Origin of the sequence: Stenotrophomonas rhizophila (genome assembly GCF_003651185.1) — a bacterium.
Lineage (GTDB): Bacteria > Pseudomonadota > Gammaproteobacteria > Xanthomonadales > Xanthomonadaceae > Stenotrophomonas > Stenotrophomonas maltophilia_Z.
Window position 1 is genome coordinate 272217 of the sequence record NZ_RCDC01000006.1, and the last position, 21714, is coordinate 293930.

The 21714-nt window shown below is 68.7% G+C and carries 17 protein-coding genes; all 17 read left to right on the top strand.

Going from position 1 to position 21714, the window contains the following annotated elements:
* Window positions 1–56 precede the first annotated feature (56 nt).
* The 17 genes from xpsH (at window position 57) to BCL79_RS15450 (ending at window position 21687) form a co-directional block, all read left to right on the top strand.
* A complete protein-coding gene (gene xpsH / locus BCL79_RS15370; RefSeq protein ID WP_226956624.1) occupies window positions 57–476 on the top strand; it encodes a type II secretion system protein XpsH in 420 nt (139 codons plus the stop codon).
* Window positions 473–889, top strand: coding sequence for a type II secretion system protein XpsI (gene xpsI, locus BCL79_RS15375; RefSeq protein WP_121042631.1), 417 nt, complete (start codon window positions 473–475; stop codon window positions 887–889). The genes xpsH and xpsI overlap by 4 nt, the downstream gene beginning before the upstream one ends.
* On the top strand, window positions 886–1524 hold the full coding sequence (locus BCL79_RS15380; protein WP_121042857.1) for a type II secretion system protein J: 639 nt from the start codon (window positions 886–888) through the stop codon (window positions 1522–1524). Before xpsI ends, BCL79_RS15380 begins: the two co-directional genes overlap by 4 nt.
* Complete coding sequence (locus BCL79_RS15385) at window positions 1521–2384, top strand: general secretion pathway protein GspK (protein WP_121042633.1); 864 nt, start codon at window positions 1521–1523, stop codon at window positions 2382–2384. Before BCL79_RS15380 ends, BCL79_RS15385 begins: the two co-directional genes overlap by 4 nt.
* Window positions 2381–3529, top strand: a complete 1149-nt coding sequence (locus tag BCL79_RS15390; protein ID WP_121042636.1) for a PilN domain-containing protein — start codon at window positions 2381–2383, stop codon at window positions 3527–3529. Before BCL79_RS15385 ends, BCL79_RS15390 begins: the two co-directional genes overlap by 4 nt.
* A complete protein-coding gene (gspM, locus tag BCL79_RS15395) occupies window positions 3504–4247 on the top strand; it encodes a type II secretion system protein GspM (RefSeq protein ID WP_121042638.1) in 744 nt (247 codons plus the stop codon). The genes BCL79_RS15390 and gspM overlap by 26 nt, the downstream gene beginning before the upstream one ends.
* Window positions 4237–5025, top strand: a complete 789-nt coding sequence (locus tag BCL79_RS15400; RefSeq protein ID WP_121042640.1) for a general secretion pathway protein GspN — start codon at window positions 4237–4239, stop codon at window positions 5023–5025. Before gspM ends, BCL79_RS15400 begins: the two co-directional genes overlap by 11 nt.
* Before the next feature lie 9 nt (window positions 5026–5034).
* Window positions 5035–7230, top strand: a complete 2196-nt coding sequence (gene gspD, locus BCL79_RS15405; protein ID WP_121042642.1) for a type II secretion system secretin GspD — start codon at window positions 5035–5037, stop codon at window positions 7228–7230.
* 115 nt (window positions 7231–7345) lie between these two features.
* On the top strand, window positions 7346–8212 hold the full coding sequence (locus BCL79_RS15410) for a glycosyltransferase family 2 protein (RefSeq protein ID WP_121042644.1): 867 nt from the start codon (window positions 7346–7348) through the stop codon (window positions 8210–8212).
* Window positions 8209–9045 carry a glycosyltransferase family 2 protein gene (locus BCL79_RS15415; RefSeq protein WP_121042646.1) on the top strand — a complete coding sequence of 279 codons (837 nt, stop codon included), beginning with the start codon at window positions 8209–8211 and terminating at the stop codon, window positions 9043–9045. The genes BCL79_RS15410 and BCL79_RS15415 overlap by 4 nt, the downstream gene beginning before the upstream one ends.
* A gap of 108 nt (window positions 9046–9153) precedes the next feature.
* Window positions 9154–10332 carry a nicotinate phosphoribosyltransferase gene (pncB, locus tag BCL79_RS15420; RefSeq protein WP_121042648.1) on the top strand — a complete coding sequence of 393 codons (1179 nt, stop codon included), beginning with the start codon at window positions 9154–9156 and terminating at the stop codon, window positions 10330–10332.
* A 299-nt stretch (window positions 10333–10631) separates the two neighbouring features.
* Entirely contained in the window at window positions 10632–11090 is a 459-nt protein-coding gene (gene bcsD, locus BCL79_RS15425; protein WP_226956620.1) for a cellulose biosynthesis protein BcsD, read from the top strand.
* Window positions 11091–11115: 25 nt separating this feature from the next.
* Window positions 11116–11475, top strand: a complete 360-nt coding sequence (locus BCL79_RS15430) for a hypothetical protein (protein WP_121042652.1) — start codon at window positions 11116–11118, stop codon at window positions 11473–11475.
* A 99-nt stretch (window positions 11476–11574) separates the two neighbouring features.
* Window positions 11575–13725 carry a UDP-forming cellulose synthase catalytic subunit gene (gene bcsA, locus BCL79_RS15435; RefSeq protein ID WP_121042859.1) on the top strand — a complete coding sequence of 717 codons (2151 nt, stop codon included), beginning with the start codon at window positions 11575–11577 and terminating at the stop codon, window positions 13723–13725.
* Window positions 13722–16061 carry a cellulose biosynthesis cyclic di-GMP-binding regulatory protein BcsB gene (gene bcsB, locus BCL79_RS15440; protein ID WP_183073802.1) on the top strand — a complete coding sequence of 780 codons (2340 nt, stop codon included), beginning with the start codon at window positions 13722–13724 and terminating at the stop codon, window positions 16059–16061. Before bcsA ends, bcsB begins: the two co-directional genes overlap by 4 nt.
* Before the next feature lie 2 nt (window positions 16062–16063).
* Window positions 16064–17224 carry a cellulose synthase complex periplasmic endoglucanase BcsZ gene (gene bcsZ, locus BCL79_RS15445; protein WP_121042654.1) on the top strand — a complete coding sequence of 387 codons (1161 nt, stop codon included), beginning with the start codon at window positions 16064–16066 and terminating at the stop codon, window positions 17222–17224.
* On the top strand, window positions 17206–21687 hold the full coding sequence (locus BCL79_RS15450) for a cellulose biosynthesis protein BcsC (RefSeq protein ID WP_183073803.1): 4482 nt from the start codon (window positions 17206–17208) through the stop codon (window positions 21685–21687). Before bcsZ ends, BCL79_RS15450 begins: the two co-directional genes overlap by 19 nt.
* Window positions 21688–21714: the final 27 nt, after the last annotated feature.

The following is a 21714-nucleotide window of genomic DNA, read 5'->3' on the forward strand; positions in this document are numbered from 1 at the left end:
GACCGCCGCATCGCGTGCCCGCGGGCAGCCGTGCACGCGGTCTGTCGTTGCTGGAGATGCTGCTGGTGGTCGCCCTGATCGCGATCATCGGCGTGGTCACCGCCACCGCGATGAACGGTGGCATCGATGGCCTGCGGCTGCGCAATGCCGGCAAGGAGATCGCCACCCAGCTGCGCTACACCCGCACGCAGGCCATCGCTACCGGCCAGACGCAGCGCTTCGTGATCGACCCACGTGCGCGGACGTGGCAGGCGGCCAATGGTCGTCACGGCCAGATTCCCGCCGCGCTGGACGTCCGCTTCCGCGGGGCGAGCCAGCTCAGCACCGCGCCGGGGCAGGGCAGCATCGCCTTCTTCGCCGACGGCGCGGCCAGTGGCGGCAGCATCGACCTCAGCACGCGCGGCGCGGTGTGGGAGATCCACGTCGGCTGGATCACCGGCGAAGTCCGTGCCGGCCCGCGCCGGGAGGGCGGATGAAGCGTCAGCGCGGCTATTCACTGCTGGAGGTGATCATCGCCTTTGCGCTGCTGGCGTTGGCGTTGACCCTGCTGCTGGGCAGCCTGTCCGGTGCGGCCCGTCAGGTCGGTCAGGCCGACGTGCGCAGCCGGGCCACGCTGTATGCGCAGTCGCTGCTGGCCAGCACGGGCGTGGAGACGCCGCTTCAGGAAGGCAGCACGCAGGGCGAGTGGGAGCAGGGCAGGTACCGCTGGCGATTGCAGGTGGAACCGTACGCGGAGCCGCGCACGACCACCGCGCCGGTGACCACCGATGTCGGCGGCCCGACCCTGGCGCAGATCACCCTGCAGGTGCGCTGGGGCGAAGGCAACGGCGAGCAGTTGCAATGGCGCAGCCTGCGCTTGTTGCCGCCGGTACCGGGCGCACCGCGATGACGCTGCGCGCGCGCCGCGCCCGCGGCTTCACCCTTATCGAAATCCTGCTGGCGACCGCGCTGCTGGTCGGCGGCCTGGCGCTGGCCTTCGCCACCGTGCGCTCGGCCATGGCAATCAGCCAGCGCGGCGAGCGCATGGCCGCCCAGAACGAGCGCATGCGCGCGGTCGAAGGCTTTCTGCGGCGTCGCCTGTCCACCGCGCTGGTCATCGCGACCTCGCCCCCGGATCCCACCCGTGACCCGGTGTACTTCATTGGCGAGCCGCAGCGGATGCTGTTCGTCTCCGATCTGCCCGGCTACCTCGGCCGGGGCGGGCCGTATGCGCATGAGCTGCAGGTCCGTCGTGCGGGTGGGCAGGAACAGCTGGAGATCGGGCTGACCCTGCTGCAGAACGGCGAGGCGATCGAAGAAGACCCGCCGCGCCCGCCGGAGATGCTGGCCGATCAATTGCGCGAGGTGCGCTTCCGCTATCGCGGCACCGATCCACGCACCGGCCAGCTCACGCCGTGGCTGGACCGCTGGGACGATACCCGGCGGCTGCCGCTGCTGGTGTCGATCGAGATCGCACCGCTGCAGGGGCCGGCGTGGCCACCGATGATCGCAGCGCTCCCGCCGCCGCGCGGGGATCGCCGATGAGGCCGGCGCGCGGTGCCGCGCTGGTGCTGGTGCTGTGGTTGATCGCGCTGCTCACGGCGGTGATCGGCGCATTCGCGCTGAGCGCGCGCGTGGAGCACATGCAGCAGCGCGTGATCGGCGACGACGCCATCGGCCAGGAGTACGCGCGCGCGGGGCTCGAATATGCGCTGCATCGTCTGCAGCCCCGCGCCAGTCAGCCGGCGTGGGTGGCTGACGGTCGCCGCTACCGCTGGACCTTCGACGACCGCCGGATCGACCTGGCGATCCTCGATGAGAACGGCAAGGTGAACCTGAATCTGGCCGATGCCAGCTTCCTCGCTGCTTTCCTGCGTGCGATGGGAGAGGCGCCGGGAAGGGCCCAGCAGCTGGCCGGCGCCATCGTCGACTGGCGCGATGCCGACAGCCTCAAACAGCCCGGTGGCGGCGCGGAGACGCCGGATTACGTCGCGGCCGGCCTGCCCTATGGCGCACGCAACGCGCGCTTCGAGACCGTGGGCGAGCTGCAGCGCGTGCTGGGGATGGATGCGGACCTGTATGCGCGGGTCGAGCCGATGCTGACCCTGTACAGCCGCCAGGCGCGGCCCGACCCGCGTTTTGCAGCCGGCCCGGTATTGACCGCGCTGGGGCTGGATGCCGAACGCCTGCTGGCCGAGCGGGAACGTGCGGTGACGGCCGATCAGGCCGGATTGCCTGCCGCACCGCTTGCAGGTGGCAGCGGCACCTATAGTATCGAGAGTCGCGCCACGGACGAACGCGGCCGGATATCGGTACTGCGCGCCGTGGTGAGGACGGGGTCGGCAGGCACGCCGGGAACGGCATACACAGTACTTCGCTGGGAACAGGGAATGGCAGCAAGATGACGGCATGGCGTGACAGTCTGGTGCGGGCCCGCGGGCGCTTGTCGCCTGGCGTGGGCAGCAGCCTGCGCTGGTGGCGGCAGTCCTTGCTGGCCTGGCTGCCGGTGCGGTGGCAATGGGCGATGGGCTGGTCGCGCTCGCGGCTGCTGTTGCAGCGCGATGGTGAGGTGCTGCGCCTGCAACGCCAGACGGGCGAGCAGATCGAGGCGATCGCCGAGCTGCCTTGGCCGGTATCGCCGGCCACCCTGGATACCGTGCTGGATGCGCGCCTGCGCAGCTTGCCGCGGCATTGGTTGCTGCCTGCCGGCAGCGTGTTGCGGCGCCCGCTGCGGCTGCCCGCCGCGGCCGCGGAGCGGCTGCGCGATGTGGTCGGTTTTGAAATTGATCGGCAGACCCCCTTCGATGCCAGCCAGGTCAGCTACGACGTGCGCGAGCTGGGGGCGCTGCCGGATGGCCAGTTGCAGGTGGAGCTGGTGGTGATCCCGCGCGTGCAGCTGGAGCAGTGGGCGCAGCAGGCCGGGCCGTGGGCGCAGGCCGTGGCCGGCATCGATGCGGTGGATGCCACTGGCCAGCCGCTGGATGTCAATCTGCTGCCGGTCGCGCAGCGGCAGCCGTATCGCGACCCGATGGCGCGCTGGAACGGGCTCCTGGCCGTGGGCGCGATCGTGCTGCTTGCGCTGGCCGGCCATCAGCTGATCGACAATCGCCAGGCCGCGGCGGACCAGTTGCGTGAGCAGGTCGATGCCGCCGCGCGTGATGCGCGTCGGGTTGCCGCCGAACGGCAGCAACTGCAGCGTCTGGTCGAAGGCGCCGCGTTCCTGGAGGGCAAGCGTGCCGAGCATGCGAGCACGGTGGAGATCTGGAATGAGCTTACCCGCCTGCTGCCCGATGGCACGTATCTGGAAAAGATGTCGATCGAAGGCAGCACGCTGCAGTTGATCGGGCTCAGCCGCGAAGCCTCGCAACTGGTGCCGCTGCTGCAGGACTCGCCGCTATGGCGCAAGGTCAACCTGACCGGCGTGCTGCAGGCCGATGGGGCGACCAGCGGCCGCGACCGTTTCACGCTGACTGCCGAGCTGCAGCCGCTGCCTGGTGCGACACCGCCTGCCAAGGAGGTTGCCGATGGCAGCACACCCGACGCGCCGTGATCGCTGGCTGGCACTGGGGCTGCTGTTGGCGGTGATCGCCGTGGCCTACCTGCTGCTGGTGCATCCGTGGTTGACCCGCCCGTTGCTGGCGATCAACGCCGACATCACTGCCGTGCAGGAGCGCCAGCAACGCGTGGAGGCGCAGTTGGCCCAGCGCGGCCAGATCGCCACCCAGCTGGGCGAGGTGCAGGCGGCGCTCGAAGGCCGCCCCGGCTTCCTGCGCGAGGCCACGGCCGAATCGGCCGCTGCCGCGCTTTCCAGCCGCCTGCAGGATGCGGTGGCCTCCGCCAGCCCGGGCAATCGCAGCTGCACGATCAGCAATCGCACGCCACTGCCTGATGCCAGTCGCGAACCGGCCTTCCCGCGCGTGGCCCTGCAGGTGCGCCTGCGGTGCGGCGTGCCGGAGATGGCCGCCGTGCTGCACACGCTGGAGACGGGGACACCGCGCCTGTTCGTGGACAACCTCAATCTGCTGGCGCAGCGCTTCCAGCAATCGCCGAGTGAAACCGGCACCGGCCTGGATGTGTCGTTCGAGCTGGTCGGCTACCTGCGTCCGGGCGCCGCACTGGAGCCCGGTGCGCCTGCGCCGGTACCCCTTCCGCTGCCGGCGGGACAGGACGCTGGGCAGAGCGCTGACCCAGGTGCGGCCCTGCCCAGCGATGCGGCCGAACCCGCGCCGGTATCGGACGCTGCGGAGGAGGTTGAGCATGAAGCTTGAGGCAGCCGGCCTGCGCACCTGGTGGCTGGGGGGCATCGCGCTGTGGGCACTGGCGATCTGGATCGCCACGCTGTTCGGGCTGGGCAGCCGTATCGCGCCGGCCACGGATGGCGATATCGGCCCCGCGCCGTTGCCGCAGCTGGCACCGGCCGCGCCGGAGCGCATGGCCTCGGCCAGCACCTATGCGCAGATCGGTACGCGGCCGCTGTTCGCCGAAGACCGGCAGCCGCGCCCGTATCTGCTCGGCGGCACCGAGCAGGGCACCGCCAGCAGCGTCTCGTTGACCGGCGTACTGCTCACGCCTGACTTCGCCATGGCCATCCTGACCACCGATCAGCGCCAGTCGCTGCGGTTGCGCTTGAACGGTGAGGCGGTGAACGGCTGGCAGCTGCTGGCGCTGGAACCACGCCGGGCCACGGTCAGCGGGCCGGGTGGCACCCAGACGCTGGAACTGCCGGTGTTCAACGGCCAAGGTGGCGAACCGCCGACGGTACTGGGCAGCCCACAGCTCACCACGGTTCCACCGGCCGGTACCGGGGCCCGCCCGATCAATGGCGCAGCCGCCCCGGTGCCCGCACCACCGCCGGCTGCACCCCCTGCGCCGCAGGCAGGAACGCCCTCGAATGCGGCGGCCCCCGCGCAGAACGCGCAGGGCCCCAGCGAAGACCAGATGAAGGCGATCCGCGAGCGCATCCAGGCGCGCCGCCAGCAATTGCAGCAACAACAGCAACAGCAGTCGCAGCAACCGCCCGCGGGCGGCTCCGGCCACAACCCTTAGAGTGACAGCATGACCCTGCGCCTTTTCCCCGTGTCTTTCCTTGTCGCCCTGCTGGTGGGCTGCACCACCGTGCCCGCGCCGGAGGTGCGCCGCGATGCGGTCCTCGACAGCCACCAGGTGGTCGCCGGCGATGGATCCCACGCAGGCGTCGATGCCGAGCCACTGGGAACCAGCAGTGCACCGCAGGCGGTGATCCGCCGCGGCACCGGCACGATGATCAACCGCAGCGCCGCCGCCGCGCCGCAGCCATCGCTGGGCAATGCCTCCACCGGCAATGCGACCTTCAACTTCGAAGGCGAATCGGTGCACGCCGTGGTCAAGGCGATCCTCGGCGACTTCCTCGGCCAGAACTACGTGATCGCGCCGGGCGTGCAAGGGACCGTGACCCTGGCCACGCCCAAGCCGGTGTCCTCGGCGCAGGCCTTGAACCTGCTGGAAATGGTGCTGGGCTGGAACAACGCACGCATGGTCTACAGCGCAGGCCGCTACAACATCGTGGCCGCCGATCAGGCGCTGGCGGGCACCGTGTCACCCAGCACCGCCTCGCCGGCCAATGCGCGTGGCTTCGAAGTGCGCGTGGTGCCGCTGCAGTACATCTCCGCCACCGAGATGAAGAAAGTGCTGGAGCCGTACGCGCGCCCGAACGCGATCGTCAACGTCGACAACGGCCGCAACGTGATCACCCTCGGTGGCACCCGCAGCGAGCTGGAAAACTACCTGCGCACGGTGGAGATCTTCGACGTGGACTGGCTCTCGGGCATGTCCGTGGGCGTGTTCCCGATCCAGTCCGGCAAGGCCGAGCAGGTGGCCGCCGATCTGGAGAAGGTGTTCGGCGAGGAAAGCAAGACTCCCAGCGCCGGCATGTTCCGCTTCCTGCCGCTGGAGAATGCCAACGCGGTACTGGTGATCACCCCGCAGGCGCGTTACCTCGACCAGATCCAGCAGTGGCTGGACCGCATCGATACCGCCGGTGGCAGTGCGCGGCTGTTCTCCTACGAGCTGCGTTACGTCAAGGCCAAGGACCTGGCCGAGCGCCTGGCCGAGGCCTTCGCCAACGAGAACGGCCGCAGCGGCCGTGGCAGCAGTTCGCTGGCGCCGGGCGCGTCGCCGATGGACCTTGGCAGCCGCGATGGCAACAGCAACAGCAATTTCTCCAACACCGGCAGCAGCAACGGCGGCAGCCGCGGCGGGTTGGGCGATGGCACGATGAACCTGCCGCAGCGTCAGTCCGGCAACGCCAGCTTCAGCCTGGAAGTGCAGGGCGATACGGTCGGCGTGTCGGCGGTGGAGGAAACCAACACCTTGCTGGTGCGCTCCACCCCGCAGGCCTGGCGCTCGATCCGCGAAGTGATCGAAAAGCTCGACGTGATGCCGATGCAGGTCCACATCGAAGCGCAGGTGGCCGAGGTCGCGCTGACCGGTGACCTCAGCTACGGCGTGAACTGGTTCTTCGAGCAGGCTGTGGCCACCGGCAAGACCGAGAGCGGCATCGACCTGCCCAGCGCGCTTGGCCGTTCGATCTGGGGCAGCATCTCCGGCTCGGTTGGCAGTGATGGGGTCGGCTGGACCTTCCTCGGCAAGAACGCCGCCGCAGTGGTCAGTGCGCTGGACAAGGTCAGCAACCTGCGCCTGCTGCAGACCCCCTCGCTGTTCGTGCGCAACAACGCCGAAGCTACCCTCAACGTGGGCACCCAGATTCCGATCAACTCGGTGTCGGTCAATACCGGCGTGGGCGGCGACAACACTTACAGCCAGGTCCAGTACCTGGATACCGGCGTGATCCTCAAAGTGCGCCCGCGCATCACCCGCGATGGCGTGGTGTTCCTGGACATCGTGCAGGAGGTCAGCTCGGCCGGCGCGATCCCGAGCGGCTGCGACCCGACCCGCACCACCTGCAACCCGCCGATCAATACCCGCAAGATCTCCACCGAAGCGGCGGTGCAGAGCGGTGACACCATCATGCTCGCCGGCCTGATCACCGATTCCGGCGAAGACGGCTCCAGTGGCGTACCGGGCTTGAGCAAGCTGCCGGTGATCGGTGCGCTGTTTGGCCGGAAGACGTTGAAGTCAGAACGCTCCGAAGTGATCGTGCTGCTGACCCCGACCATCGTGCGCAACGCGCAGGAGTCGCGGAACCTGACCGACGAATACAGCAGCCGCTTCCGTGCGATGGAGCCATTCCCCGAGCGCAAGGGCAAGCGCTGAGCGATGCCAGGCCCCTGCTGTCATCGCAGGGGCCGATCTTGTTACGCTGGCCGTGCCCAAGGGAGCCTGCGATGACACAGCGACACGGCGAAGACGGCAGCACGCAGAGGTCGGCATGAGCACGGTCATCCTGCTGCCGATCGGGGTCGACGATGCCGCGCTGGACCGCTGCCTGGCCGCGCTCGATGCTGGCACCGCGCCAGGCACCGCGATCTGGCTGGCCGACGATGGCCAGGCCGGCCCGCGCGCCCAGGCCGTGATCGAACATTGGCTTGCACAGACGCCGCTGCAGGCCGAGTACACCCGCCGCGCCCGCGCGATCGGCGAAGTCGCCCATCTGGATGAAATGCTCGCAGCGTGTACCGGCGCCGATGTGGTGGTGCTCGCCCCGGATGCGATCCCGGCACCGGGTTGGTTGCAGCAGTTGGAAGCCTGCCTGGCCCGCGATGCCTCGATCGGCTCGACCACGCCGTGGTGCAACGCCGGTGAGACGGCCGCCTGGCCGCGTCTGGGCGAGATCAATCCGCTGCCGGACGATCTGGATCTGGCCCCGCTGGCCCAGGCCTGCGCGGCGATGCCGCCGCTGCATCCCGAGCTTCCCTCGGCGGTGACGCACGCCGTGTTGTTGCGCGGCAACGCCCGGCGCAAGGCCGGTGGGCTGGACATGCACAGTTACGCCTCATGGAATGCGGCCCTGATCGACCTCAGCCTGCGCATGGCCGGGCTCGGCTGGCGCAACGCCCTGTGCGAGACCGCCTTCGTCGCCCGCGTGGCCGAAGGTGTAACCGGCGAGGGCGACATGGAGGCGTTGGCGTCGCGCTGGCCGGCCTGGCCGCCGCGGCTGGCCGGCTTCCTGATGGTCGATCCATTGCAGCAGGCACGCCACGACCTGCAGCAACACCACCGGCAGGCGATAATGCCCAAGGCGCAGGGCGATCTGTTCGCGCCGCCTGTCATTGCTGCCCCGGAGTCGCCCGTTTGAGCCCTGCCATCGCCGCCATCATCGTCAGCTACCAGAGCGCCAGCACGCTGGACGCCTGCCTGCTGCGCCTGCGCGAGGCGCGCGACATCGCCGAGATCCGCGTGGTCGACAACGATTCCACCGACGGCACTCTGGAGATCGTGCAGCGCCATGCCAGCGCCGATCCGCGGGTGCGCTTCATCGCCAATCCGGACAACCCCGGCTTTGCCGCCGCCAACAACCAGGGCGTGGCCGACAGCCAGGCACCGTGGCTGGCCTTCATCAACCCGGATCTGATGGTCGGCCCGGAGACCCTGGCCCAACTGCGCGCACGCGCGCTGCCGCTGGGTGACTGTCTGCTGGGGGTCGAGCAGGTGGACGAGGAGGGCCTGCCGGACGCTGCGGTGCGCCGCCGTGATCCGGATTTCGCCGCGATGCTGCGCAACCCCGGGCAGGGCGGCAAGCTGGCGATCCCGGTCGACCGCAGCCAGCCGCTGCAGGTGGTGCCGGCCCTGTCCGGCGCATTGCTGCTGATGCCGCGCGCCCTGTTCGAGCGGATCGGCGGCTGGGATGCGGGCTACCGCCTGCACGCCGAGGACCTGGACCTGTGCCGGCGCGCACGCGAGGCCGGCGCGGTGATCGCGATCGCCAACGACCTGCAGGTCACCCATGTGCGCGGTGTCTCCAGCCGCTCACGGCCGTTCTTCGTGGAATGGCACAAGCACCGCGGGCTGTGGCGGTACTTCCGGAAATTCGAGGCGCCGCAACGTGCCTGGCCGGTGCGCTGCGCGGTGTGGGGCGCGATCTGGGCGCATGCGCTGGTGCAGGTCCCGCGACTGCTCCGCCGCCGGTGAGCATCCGCGCACCCACTTCGGCACCGGGGCGATACGTGCCGTGAACGCATTCCACGCTGAGGGCACTGGCCGTTGGTCGGGCACGGTGGCAGGCGCATAATCTCCAGCATGATCATCCAGTCCCTGCTCGACACCGACCTGTACAAGTTCACCATGATGCAGGCGGTGCTGCATCAGTACCCCGGCGCGCAGGTGCAGTACCGGTTCAAGTGCCGGACCCCGGGCATCGACCTGGCGCAGTTCATCGACCAGATCAACGCCGAGATCGACCACCTGTGCAGCCTGCGCTTCAGCGCCGAAGAGCTGGACTACGTGCGCGGCCTGCGCTTCGTCAAACCGGATTTCGCCGATTTCCTCGGCCTGTTCCACCTGGACCGCAAGTACATCGCGCTGCGCCCCTCGACCACCGTGCCCGGTGAGATCGATCTGGACATCACCGGGCCGTGGCTGCACACCATCCTGTTCGAAGTCCCGCTGCTGGCGATCATCAACGAGGTCTGGTTCCGCAACACCACCGACTCGGATTTCAGCGAGGGCGAGCGCCGCCTGCAGGCCAAGACCGCGCTGCTGCGCGATACCCCCGGCTTCGAGCTGTGCCGGATCGCCGATTACGGCAGCCGCCGCCGTTACTCGCGTGAGTGGCACGGGCGGATGCTGCCGATGCTGCGCGACGCGCTCGGTGCGCAGTTCGTGGGCACCAGCAACGTGCATTTCGCCCGGCTCTACGGCATGACCCCGCACGGCACGATGGCCCATGAGTACCTGCAGGCCTTCCAGGCACTCGGCCCGCGCCTGCGTGACTCGCAGGTGGCCGCGCTGGAATCCTGGGCACGCGAGTACCGCGGCGATCTGGGCATCGCGTTGTCGGACGTGGTCGGGCTGGAGGCCTTCCTGCGCGACTTCGATATGTACTTCTGCAAGCTGTTCGACGGCGTCCGCCACGATTCCGGGGATCCCTTCACCTGGGGCGACCGCATGCTGGCCCACTTTGAAAGCCGCCGGGTGGATCCACGCAGCAAGGTGCTGGTCTTCAGCGACGGGCTGAACATCGAAAAGGTGATGCAGCTGTTCGATTACTTCCGCGGCCGCTGCCAGGTGGCCTTCGGGGTCGGCACGCACCTGACCAACGACCTGGGCCCGACCCCGCTCAACATCGTCATCAAGATGGTCCGCTGCAACGGCCAGCCGGTCGCCAAGCTGAGCGATTCGCCGGGCAAGAGCATGTGTGATGACCCGGGGTATCTGGCGTATCTGCGCCAGGTGTTCGAGTTGCCGGCCGAGGGCTGAGTGCTGCGGCTCGGCGGTCGCCCCGCCGTGGTGTCACACTTTTCGGGAGGGTCGGCCGGGGGCATCCCAGGCCTGTGATTGCCCTCACGGCCGCCCGGCGTGTCGGGTATCCCACGTTTCCGTTCAGCCCGGCCGCCGCGGGTGACGCGGCGCGTCAGGAAACGACGCAGCGCGCTTGCTATGCAGGAAAGCCAGATGTGCCACAATATTGTGAGGCGTAGTTCACACTTTTGACCGACATCGATGCCGGTAATTGCCCGTATACCGCCTCTGCATCGTGGTTCGTCTAGGCTTTTCAGATGAATTCATCAGCATTGCTTGATTACTACCGTGCCCATGCGTGCTCTACTCAGTGGCGCGGCTTCCTGCTCGCGCTCTGTGAAGAGTTCGACAGCGCGTTGCCCGATGCCGAACTGGCCCGGCTGATGGCGCGTATCGGTGAGCGCTTCGGCCGTGACCACGCACTGCCGGCGGTCGCCACGCTGGACGAACTGCAGCATGCGGCCAACGCCGTGTGGTCGTCGACGGAGTGGGGACAGGTCGTGTTCGAGGAAGCGCCCGAACAGGTGCGCATCCATCACGCGGCGTCGCCGTTGTCGGCGGTGCTCGGCACCCGCGCCGGGTGGGAGACCGGGTTTCTCGAAGGTGTGTACCGGCAGTGGTTCCGCGCCGCCGGGATGATGTCGGTGCTGGATGTGCGCTATCTGCAGAGCGACCATCCCGATGTAGCCACGTACACGCTGTCGCGTGTGTTCTGAATCTCTCCCCCCTTTCGATGGTGCCATGAGCAAGCTTCAGCAACCTGCCGATTCAGAGAGCCACGACGACGTGGCCGGTCTCTTCAACCGCCTGGGGGACCGCGATGACACGCGTGCTTACCGGGATTTCTCTCATAGCCAGTCCCGCGTCAGCACGGTAGCCAAGCCGCGCGACGAGGTGCCGCCGCCGATTCCGGCCGTGGTCCTGCCGCCGGTGCCCAATGCCGCAGCGGTGATCGCGCCGGCCCAGACTGCTCCGGTGGAGACGCCGGCCAGTGCCGCACCGGCACAGAAAACACCGCTGGAACAGCTGTTCCAGCGACTGGCCGGTGCGCGTAGCGCGACGCCGGGGCACAGCCCGCTGAGCCGGCTGCGCGGGGCGTGAAACGTAGCCGGTGATCGCTCGCCGCGCCCTTCGGGGTGGGGCGGGAGTGCCGGCTGATGCAAGGGGATGCCGCTGCGTGCGGCCGTGTTGGGGAACATCATGAGCAAAACTTCCACCCCGAGAGGGGATGCCGTTCTGGCCCGCTTGGCGCTGCTTGCGCTGGTGGTCGGCGGCGCCATGCTGCTGGCCTTCGTGATCACCGTGCCCATGGAGATCGGTCAGCAGTTCCTGTTCTCGGCCGTGGTGTTCCTGATCGCCCTGTGCCTGCGCAACCGCGAAAGCCGGTTGATTCCGCTGGTGTTGATGGGCCTGTCGCTGGTGATGTCCACGCGCTACATGTACTGGCGCCTGACCGACACGATGGGCATGAGCAGCTTCGTCGATCTCACTCTGGGCCTGGGCCTGGTGGCCGCCGAGGTGTACTCGTTCATCGTGCTGGTGCTGGGCTACTTCCAGGTGGCCTGGCCGCTGCATCGCAAGCCGATGCCGTTGCCCGAAGACCAGTCGCTGTGGCCCACCGTGGATGTGCTCATCCCGACCTACAACGAGCCGCTGTCGGTGGTACGCACCACCGTGCTGGCGGCCACCGTGCTGGACTGGCCGGCGGACAAGCTCAACATCTACCTGCTCGATGATGGCCGCCGCGAGGAATTCCGTGAATTCTGCGAGGAGGTCGGGGTGCAGTACATCACCCGGACCAACAACAGCCACGCCAAGGCCGGCAACATCAATGCGGCGCTGAAGAAGACCACGGGCGAATACGTGGCCATCTTCGATTGCGACCACATGCCGACCCGCTCGTTCCTGCAGATGTCGATGGGCTGGTTCCTGTTCGACGAGAAGATGGCCGTGGTGCAGACGCCCCACTACTTCTTCTCGGCCGATCCGTTCGAGCGCAACCTGGGCAACTTCGGGCGCGTGCCCAACGAAGGCGAGCTGTTCTACGGCTTGCTGCAGGATGGCAACGACCAGTGGAACGCGACCTTCTTCTGTGGCTCCTGCGCAGTGATCAAGCGCGGCCCGCTGGAGGAAGTGGGTGGCGTGGCCATCGAAACCGTCACCGAGGATGCGCACACCGCGATCCGTCTGCACCGTGCCGGATACCGCAGTGCCTACATCCCGGTGCCGCAGGCGGCCGGCCTGGCTACCGAGAGCCTGTCGGCACACGTCGGCCAGCGCATCCGCTGGGCCCGTGGCATGGCGCAGATCCTGCGGGTGGACAACCCCATGTTCGCCAAGGGGTTGAGCCTGATGCAGCGCATCTGCTACACCAACGCGATGCTGCACTTCTTCTATGGTCTGCCACGGATCATCTTCCTGACCGCGCCGCTGGCCTTCCTGTTCTTCGGCGCCCACGTCATCCACGCCTCGGCGCTGATGATCCTGGCCTACGCGCTGCCGCACATCGTGATGGCCAACCTGACCAACCTGCGCGTGCAGGGCAAGCATCGCCATCTGCTGTGGAACGAGGTGTACGAGACCACGCTGGCCTGGTACATCCTGCGCCCGACCCTGATGGCGGTGATCAATCCCAAGCTGGGCAAGTTCAACGTCACCGCCAAGGGCGGCCTGGTCCAGCGCAGCTACTTCGATGCGCAGATCGCCCGCCCGTACCTGTTGCTGCTGTTGTTGAACCTGCTGGGCGTGGTGGCCGGCATCGTGCGGATGGTGATGGCCGATACCAGCGGCGAGGTCAACACGATCTGGTTGAACCTGGGCTGGACCGTCTACAACATGATCATGCTGGGCGCGGTCATCGCCACCTCCAGCGAACAGCGTCAGATCCGACGCTCGCACCGCGTGCCGCTGAACATGCGGGCAGTCCTGCACCTGCCCGATGGCCAGGCATTGCCGTGCCGCACGCTGAACTTCTCCACCGGTGGCATGGCGCTGCGGCTGGATCAGTCCCAGCCCGTGCAGCCGGGTACGTGCGTGGAGGTTGAACTGGCCCATCGCCAGCGCAGCGAGCGCCTGCCGGCCGAAGTGCGGCACGATCGCGACGACCAGGGCATCAGCATCCAGTTCGGCGAGCTGACCTTGGAGCAGGAACGCTGGCTGGTCACCTCCACCTTCGCCCGTGCCGACATCTGGGTGAAGCTGTGGGGTCGTCATGACCGCGATACGTTCCTGCGTTCCACCACCGACGTCCTCAAGGCCAGCATGCGCGGCTTCCACCGCCTGGGCAGTTTCGTTCTTGCGGGAGGCCGCAAGGATGGCCCCACCCCGCCGCGCACCGGAGATTCCGCATGACCCGTCGTGACCGTTCCCTGTTCCGCCCGGTGCGCGTGCCGCGTCCGTCCGCCGCAGCGGTGGCGTTCACCCTGACCCTGCTGTGTGGCGCGGTCTACGCGCAGGATCCTGCGGTTCCCGCAACGGCCACGCCCGTCGTTGCACCCGCCGATGCCGCCCCGGCAGTGCCCGTGCCGCCTGCCGCGCCAGCGGCTGGTTCGCGGCAGAGCCGCTCCACGCTCAAGCAGCTCGGCATCGATTACGAGATCACCCTGCGCGGCATCCAGGGCACCGCTGGCGTGCCGTTCTCGGTGCGCAACGACCAGGTGGTCGATCGCGCCTCGCTGCATCTGAAATACAGCTATTCACCGGCGCTGTTGCCGGATCTGTCGCACCTGAAGGTCACCGTCAACGACGTCACCGTGGCGACGTTGCCCACGCCGGTCGAGCAGGCCGGGCGGATGATCGAGCGCGACATCGATATCGATCCGCGCATGATCATCGATTACAACCGCATCAACCTGCAGTTGATCGGCCACTACACCCGCGAATGCGAGGATCCGGACCACACCAGCCTGTGGGCCAACATCGACGCCGGCAGCTATCTGGAACTGGGCTGGGCGCCACTGCAGCTGACCAATGATCTGTCGCTGCTGCCGGTGCCGTTCTTCGATGCCCGTGACACCAACCGGCTTGAACTGCCGTTCGTGTTCACTGGTCAGCCGGGGCAGGGGCTGCTGCAGTCGGCCGGTATCGTCTCTTCGTGGTTCGGCGCGCTGGCCGGCTATCGCGGTGCGCTGTTCCCGGCCTCGATCGATACCGTGCCGCTGGAAGGCAATGCGGTGGTCGTGGCCACCCCGCGCAACCCGCCGGCCGGCCTGGTGCTGCCCGACATCAGCGGGCCGACCCTGGCCGTGATCGCCAATCCGAACGATGCCAACGGCAAGTTGTTGCTGGTGCTCGGCCGCGATGACGGTGAGCTGCGCATCGCGGCCACCGCGCTGACCCTGGGCACGCCGTTGTCCGGACCGACCGCCAGCATCGGCGATTTCAAGGAGATCGCGCCGCGCAAGCCGTACGACGCGCCAAAGTGGGTGCCCAGCGATCGCCCGGTGCGAGTCTCCGAACTGGTCCAGCAGACCAGCGAGTTGAATGTGGTCGGTTACCACCCGGACCTGATCCGGATCGGCCTGCAGCTGCCGCCGGATCTGTTCACGTGGCGCCGTGATGGCATCCCGCTGGATCTGCGCTACCGCTACACGCTGCCGGAAGGCGCGAACAAGTCGGCGCTTAACATCAGCATCAACGATGCTTTCGTCACCACGCTGCCCTTGAACGGCCGCCCCGCACCGCGCTCGGTGTCGGAGATGCTGTGGAACAAGATGAAGGCACCGGGCGTGATGCCGATCCAGCAGAAGGTGATGCTGCCGACCGGCCCGTTCTCGTCCAACAGCCAGCTGCGCTTCCACTTCTTCTTTGATCGCCCGCAGGCGGCCGAATGCAAGAACACCTTCCCGGATGTGTCCGCGGCGATCGACGGCGACACCAGCATCGATCTGAGCGGCTTCGACCATTACATGGCGATGCCCAACCTGGCCGCCTTCGGAAATGCCGGTTATCCGTTCACGCGTCTGGCCGATCTTTCCGAGACCGTGCTGGTGCTGCCCAACAACCCCAACGCCGATGACGTCGGCAATGTGCTGACCCTGCTCGGCCGCATGGGGGCCTCGACCGGTTACCCGGCGCTGCGCAACCGCATCATCGCTGCCGGCCAGGTAGGCGAGCACGCCGACCAGGATCTGGTGGTGCTGGGGTCGCGTCGCAGCCAGCCGCTGTTCGGCGAGTGGGCCGCGCACCTGCCGATCGGCGAGGCGGGGCAGTCGCGCCGTTTCCAGCTGTCGGACTGGGTGTTCGAGCGGATGCCCTCGTTCCTGTCGCCGGATGCGCGCCGCACCGATCTGCCGACCACCGCCGAAGTGTCGGTGCGTCCGGACGCTGGCGATGTCGTGCTGATGGGCTTTGAGTCGCCCCTGCGCAAGGGGCGCAGCGTGATCGCGGTGATGGCCGATGATCCGGCGCAGGTCAACCGCCTGTTCGAGGCGTGGTTCGACCCGGACCGTCTGCGTGACTTCCAGGGCAGCGTGGTGCTGCTGCAGAAGGACAAAGTGCGCAGCCTGGCCGGCAACCAGACGTATTACGTCGGCCACCTGCCGCCGCTGACCTGGCTGCGCTGGTACTTCTCGCAGAGTCCGCTGCTGTTGGCTGGCTTCGTCGGTCTGGCCTGCCTGCTGTTGGCCCTGATCGCGCGCTGGCTGCTCAAGCGCAACGCCAAGTCCCGCATCGGGCTGTCAGGCTGAGCATGCGCGACACGTCCGTCCCCGCGCCGGCGCTCGCGCGCCGCCGCTTTCTGCAGGCACTCGCGGCAGCCGGTGCTGCCGCCGCGTTGCCGCTGGACGCATGGGCGCAGGCCTGTGGCACGCCGTGGCGTGAGTGGCGCACGTTCGTGGATCGGCACATCGAGCCCGACGGGCGCGTGGTCGATCACCTCAACACGGACCTGCGCAGCACCTCCGAATCGCAGTCCTACGGGTTGTTCTTCGCGCTGGTCGACAACGATCCGGTGCTGTTCGACCGCATTCTGGCCTGGACCCGCCGCCACCTCTGCCGCGGCCGCGCCGATCTCAATCTGCCGGCGTGGCTGTGGGGCCGGGCCGCCGACGGCCAGTTCCGCGTGCTCGACCCCAACACCGCCTCCGATGGCGAGTTGTGGATCGCTTATGCGCTGCTTGAAGCCGGCCGCCTGTGGAAGCGCCCGGGCCTGGTCGAGGCCGGGCGCCAGACGCTCGCGCTGATGCGCACGGCCGAAATCGTCGAGCTGCCCGGATTCGGGCCGATGCTGCTGCCCGGCAACCGCGGCTTCGTGCAGGCCGACCGCTGGACGCTCAACCCCAGTTACCTGCCGCTGTTCGTGCTGCGCCGCTTCGCCGCCGTCGATGCACGCGGCCCGTGGGCGCGGCTGGCCGAGCGCAGCGTGGCGATGACCCGCGCCAGCGCCCCGGTCGGGTTCGCGCCGGACTGGATTGCCTGGAACGGCAAGGCCTTCGTGGTCGACGCCGGCAAGGGCGCGCTCGGCAGCTACGATGCCATCCGCTGCTATCTCTGGGCCGGGATGACCGACCCGGCCGATCCGCTGCGGCGCAGCTTGCTTGATGGCCTGTCCGGCCCGCTGTCGATGCTGCGCGCGCAGACCGGCTTTGCCGAGAAGATCGACACGCGTCTGGGGGTCGGCACCGGCGCACCCTCGCCGGGCTTTGCCGCCGCACTGCTGCCGTATCTCAGTGCGCTTGGCCAGCCTGCACTGGCCAAGGCACAGCTGGCGCGGATCCCGGCCGGCACCCTCAACTATTACGATCGTGCCCTGGTGCTGTTCGGCAAGGGCTGGATGGATCGCCGCTACCGTTTTTCTGCCGATGGGCGACTGCTGCCCGCGTGGAGTTCGCCATGTTCCGCAAGACCCTGACCCCCCTTTGCCTGGTTGGCCTGTGCGTGTTGACCGTGCCGGCCTTCGCGCAGAACGCGTCCTCGACGCAGCAGCTGGTCAGCCAGGGCAATTACTGGCAGGACCAGGGCCGTGAAGATCTGGCGGCCGATGCCTGGCGCAAGTTGCTGGCGACCGATCCCAACCAGGCCGACGCACTGCTCGGCCTGGGCCTGATCGACCTCAACCAGGGCCGCCGTGCCGAGGCACAGAAGCGGCTGCAGCAGCTGCAGGCACGCCACCCGTCCTCGGCGCAGACCACGCGCCTGCGCATGGCGCTTGGTGGCGGCGGCGGTGGCAACCAGCTGCAGACCGCGCGCCGTGCGGCGGCGGCCGGTCGATACGTCGAGGCGGTACGCGCCTATGACGAGGCCTTCGGTGCGGGCGGCCCGCCCAACGATCTGGCGCTGGAGTACTACCAGGTGCTGGCCGGTACGCCGGAAGGCTGGACCCGCGCGCGCGATGGCTTGCGCCGTATCGCCACCGGCAACAACAACCCGGCCAAGCTCGCACTGGCCCAGGTGCTGACCTACCGCGAGCCGACCCGCCGCGAGGGCATCGCCCAGCTGCGTACGCTCAGCCAGGCCACCGACACCGCCGGCCCCGCGCGTGCGGCCTGGCGCCAGGCGCTGCTGTGGCTCAACGCCACCGCCGCCGATGCCGGGCTGTACCAGGCCTTCCTGGACGTGGTGCCGAATGATCGTGAAGTGGCGGCCAAGCAGGCGCAGCTGCGCGAGCAGGCCGTGGCCAACCGTCCCGTGCCGCAGGATCCGAACCAGCGCCTGCTCGGCGAGGGCTTCCGCGCGCTGGACGGCAACAATCTGGCGCAGGCCGAAGCGCGCTTTGCGCAGGTACTGCGCGCGCGGCCGCGCGATGCCGAGGCACTCGGCGGTCTGGGTTCGGTACGTCTGCGCCAGGAACGTTTCGGCGAAGCCAATGAACTGCTGCGCCCGGCGGCTGCGATCAACGGCAAGTGGCGCAGCGCGGCCGATGCCGCGCGCTACTGGCTGACCCTGCAGGAGGTGCGTCGCCAGCCCAGCGGCGATGCCATCGCCCGTGTGCAGCAGGTCATCGCGCTGCAGCCCAAGGAGCCCGCCGGCTACGTCGCGCTGGCCGACCTGCAGAGCGGCAGCGATCCGGCCGCGGCAGAACGCAGCTACCGCAAGGCACTGGAACTGGATGCCGGCAACGCCGGTGCGCTGCAGGGCCTGGTCGGCCTGCTCGGCCGTCTCGGCCGCGCCGATGAAGCGGCCGCGTTGTTCGACCGGCTGACCCCGGCCCAGCAGGAAAGCGCCGGTGGCCAGTCCGTGCTGCGTGCCAACCTCGCCCGCGCGCGCGCGCAGCAGGCGCTGGCCGAGGGCAGCATCGAGATGGCGCAGATCGAATTGGAAGACGCGCTGCTGGTGCAGCCGCGCGATCCGTGGCTGCGGCTGGAATTGGCGCGGCTGTATACGCGCGCGGGCCGTCCGGATCAGGCCAACGGTGTGATCGAAGGGCTGCGCGCGCTGGACGACAGCTCGGCAACGTCGCTGTATGCGCAGGCCCTGTTCGCCCAGGAAAGCAGTGATTGGCCGCGGGCCTATGCGCTGCTCGAACGCATTCCCACCGCCTCGCGGGATTCTGAAATGACTGCGCTGCATGACACCGCGTGGGTGCAGGTGCAGGCCGCCCAGGCGCGCTCGCTCATGCAGCGCCAGCGCAGTGGCGAAGCGCAGCTGTTGCTGGCCCGCGCCGAAGCCGCACTCGGCGACCGGGTCAAGAATCCGTCCATCGTGGCCGCGTTGGCCGGTGCCTACGCCGACATCGGCAGCCAGCAGCGCGCCCTCGTGCTCGCGCAGCGCCTGATCGAAGGCGGTTCGCCCAGCGTCGACAATCGCCTGGAATATGCCTCGGTGCTGTTGCGCGCCGGTCGCGATGGCGAAGTCGCCGCGATCCTGCGCCAGCTCGCCGACGTGCCGCTCTCGGCGAGCCAGCAGACCCGCTTGAACGATCTGCGCAGCGGTTACGTGCTGCGCCAGGTCGATGCGCTGCGTGAGCTGGGCAATCTGGAAGGTGCATATGCGGTGCTGGCCCCGGCCTTGGCCGAGCGCCCGCAGGATCCGCGCAACATCGCTGCGCTGGCACGGCTGTACGCCGCCGCGGGCGACAACGGCCAGGCGCTGGCGCTGTATCAGCAGCAGCTGCAGTTGGCGCCGGGCGATCTGGATGCGATGGTCGCCGCTGCCGGCAGTGCCGCGGCGATGCGCGACATGGACCTGGCCGAACAGTATCTGGAGCGCGCGCTGAAGCAGGCGCCGGAATCGCCGGATGTGTTGGCGGCCGCCGGCCGTGTGTACCGCGCGGCCGGCAAGAACCGCCGTGCTGAAAGCTACTTCCGCGCGTCGCTGGCGGCTGCCGCGAAGGGCAGTGGCCAGCTCGACAACGGCTACCCGCAGGCCAGCACCGCGATGCTGGCAGGCGGTGGCAGCTTCAATCCCTTCGCTGGCCTCAACCGTGGCGGTGGCACCCGTACCGCAGCGCTGCGCGACGGGGGGCTGCCATTGCCGGCCGCGACTGCCCGTCTGGCTGCCGAACCGCTGCCGATGGACGCCGGTCCGGCGATGGGCATGAGTCTGGGCCCGGCAAGCGTCACCCCGGTGATCGATGCCGATGGCCTGCCGGAGCCGGTCATGGCCACGGCCGCGGCCAGCGGCGGCGTCGGCCTGCCGTTGCCGGTGCCCGGCTCGCGCCAGGTGCCCGGCCAGGCGAGTGCGCCGCGCGCCTCGCGCAACACCGCGCTTGGCCCGCTGCCGCCGGCCACCACCGGCAACGGCGTGCTCGATGAACTGCGCGCGCTCAAGGCCGAGAACAGCAGCAGCCTGGCCGTGGGCGCGGCGTATCGCACCCGCGCCGGCGAAGCCGGCATGGGCCAGCTCGATGACCTGCAGGTGCCGCTGGAAGGGCAGTTCGCGGTCGGCGACGGCAAGCTCAAGGTGGCCATCACCCCGACCGTGCTCGATGCCGGTCGCCCGGATCCCGAGTACACCAGTGCCAGCCGTTTCGGCGGTGGCCCGCAGGCGGCTCTGGCCGGCGCACTGGCGGCTGATCGCACGCCGGTCGATGATCTGGTCGGCTCGTCGCTCTACCAGACCCTGCTGACCCGTGGCGAGAGCAACGCGACCCGCAATCTGATCTACGACCGAGCACTGGACAACGGCCGTTACCAGGAACTGTTCAACCAGACCGATGGCTCGCTGACGCAGGCCGAACGTGCGGCTGCCGCGCGTGCGCTGCTGTTCGCCGATCCGCTGCCCAGCTACATCCTCAGCCGCGATCTGGCCAATACGCCGATCAGCGATATCGCCACGCAGGTGTTGGGCAATGCCGGCCTGGTGCGCGGGCTGAGCGCGGCCGAGCAGGCCCAGCTCAAGACCCTGTCCCAGGGCGGCGGCGGTTCGCAGACCCCGCAGGCCTTCCAGGACACGCTCTATGCGATGGTGGCCAATGCCGCCGGTGCGCGCCGCATGAGCTCCCAGGATGCCAGCGGTGCCGGCGTCTCGGTCGGCTACGAGCGCGGTGGCTTCCGCGCCGATGTCGGCAGCACCCCGCTCGGCTTCGATGACACCCAGATCGTCGGTGGCATCGGCTACCGCGGCCAGATCGGCGATGCGCTGACCTGGTCCGGCGAAGCCTCGCGCCGCGCCGTGACCGACAGCCTGCTGTCGTTCGCTGGGGTGGAAGACGGGCGCAACGGGCTGCGCTGGGGCGGGGTGACCGCCAGCGGCGCCAAGCTCGCCGCGACCGTCGACAACGGTCAGTTGGGCGGCTACGCCAGTGCGTCGTGGCACCGCCTGGAAGGCGAGAACGTGGCCGACAACGATCGCCAGGAAGTCGGCGTGGGCGTGTACGTACACGCGCTGGAAACCGACAACCAATCGCTGACCGCCGGCCTGAACCTGACCGCGATGCAGTACGACCGCAACCTCAGCGGCTTCACCTACGGCCACGGCGGCTACTTCAGCCCGCAGCGTTATGTGGATGTCGGCTTCCCGGTGCACTGGAACGGCCGCACCGCCAGCGGCCGCGTGGCCTGGCAGCTGGATACCAGCGTCGGCGTGCAGCACTTCAAGGAAGAGGCGGCGCCTTACTTCCCGACCGATCCGGCGATGCAGCAGGCCGCCTACGATGCCGCCTCGATGGCCGCGCTGCTGGGCCTGACCACCGAGTATGTCGATCCGGTCTACACCGGCCAGACCAAGACCGGTGTGTCCTACAACCTCAGCGCTGCGGCCGAATGGCAGCTGTCCTCGCAGCTGTTCCTGGGCGGGCGCATGGAGTTCAACAACGCGCGTGACTACCGGCAGTTCGGCACCAGCCTGTACCTGCGCTTCCTGCTCGACCGCCTCGGCGCCGGGCTGGGCAAGCAGCCGCAGCCGCTGCGCTCGCCGTACGCGTCGGGTGAATGATCGCCGTCATGCGCTGATGACCGGCCC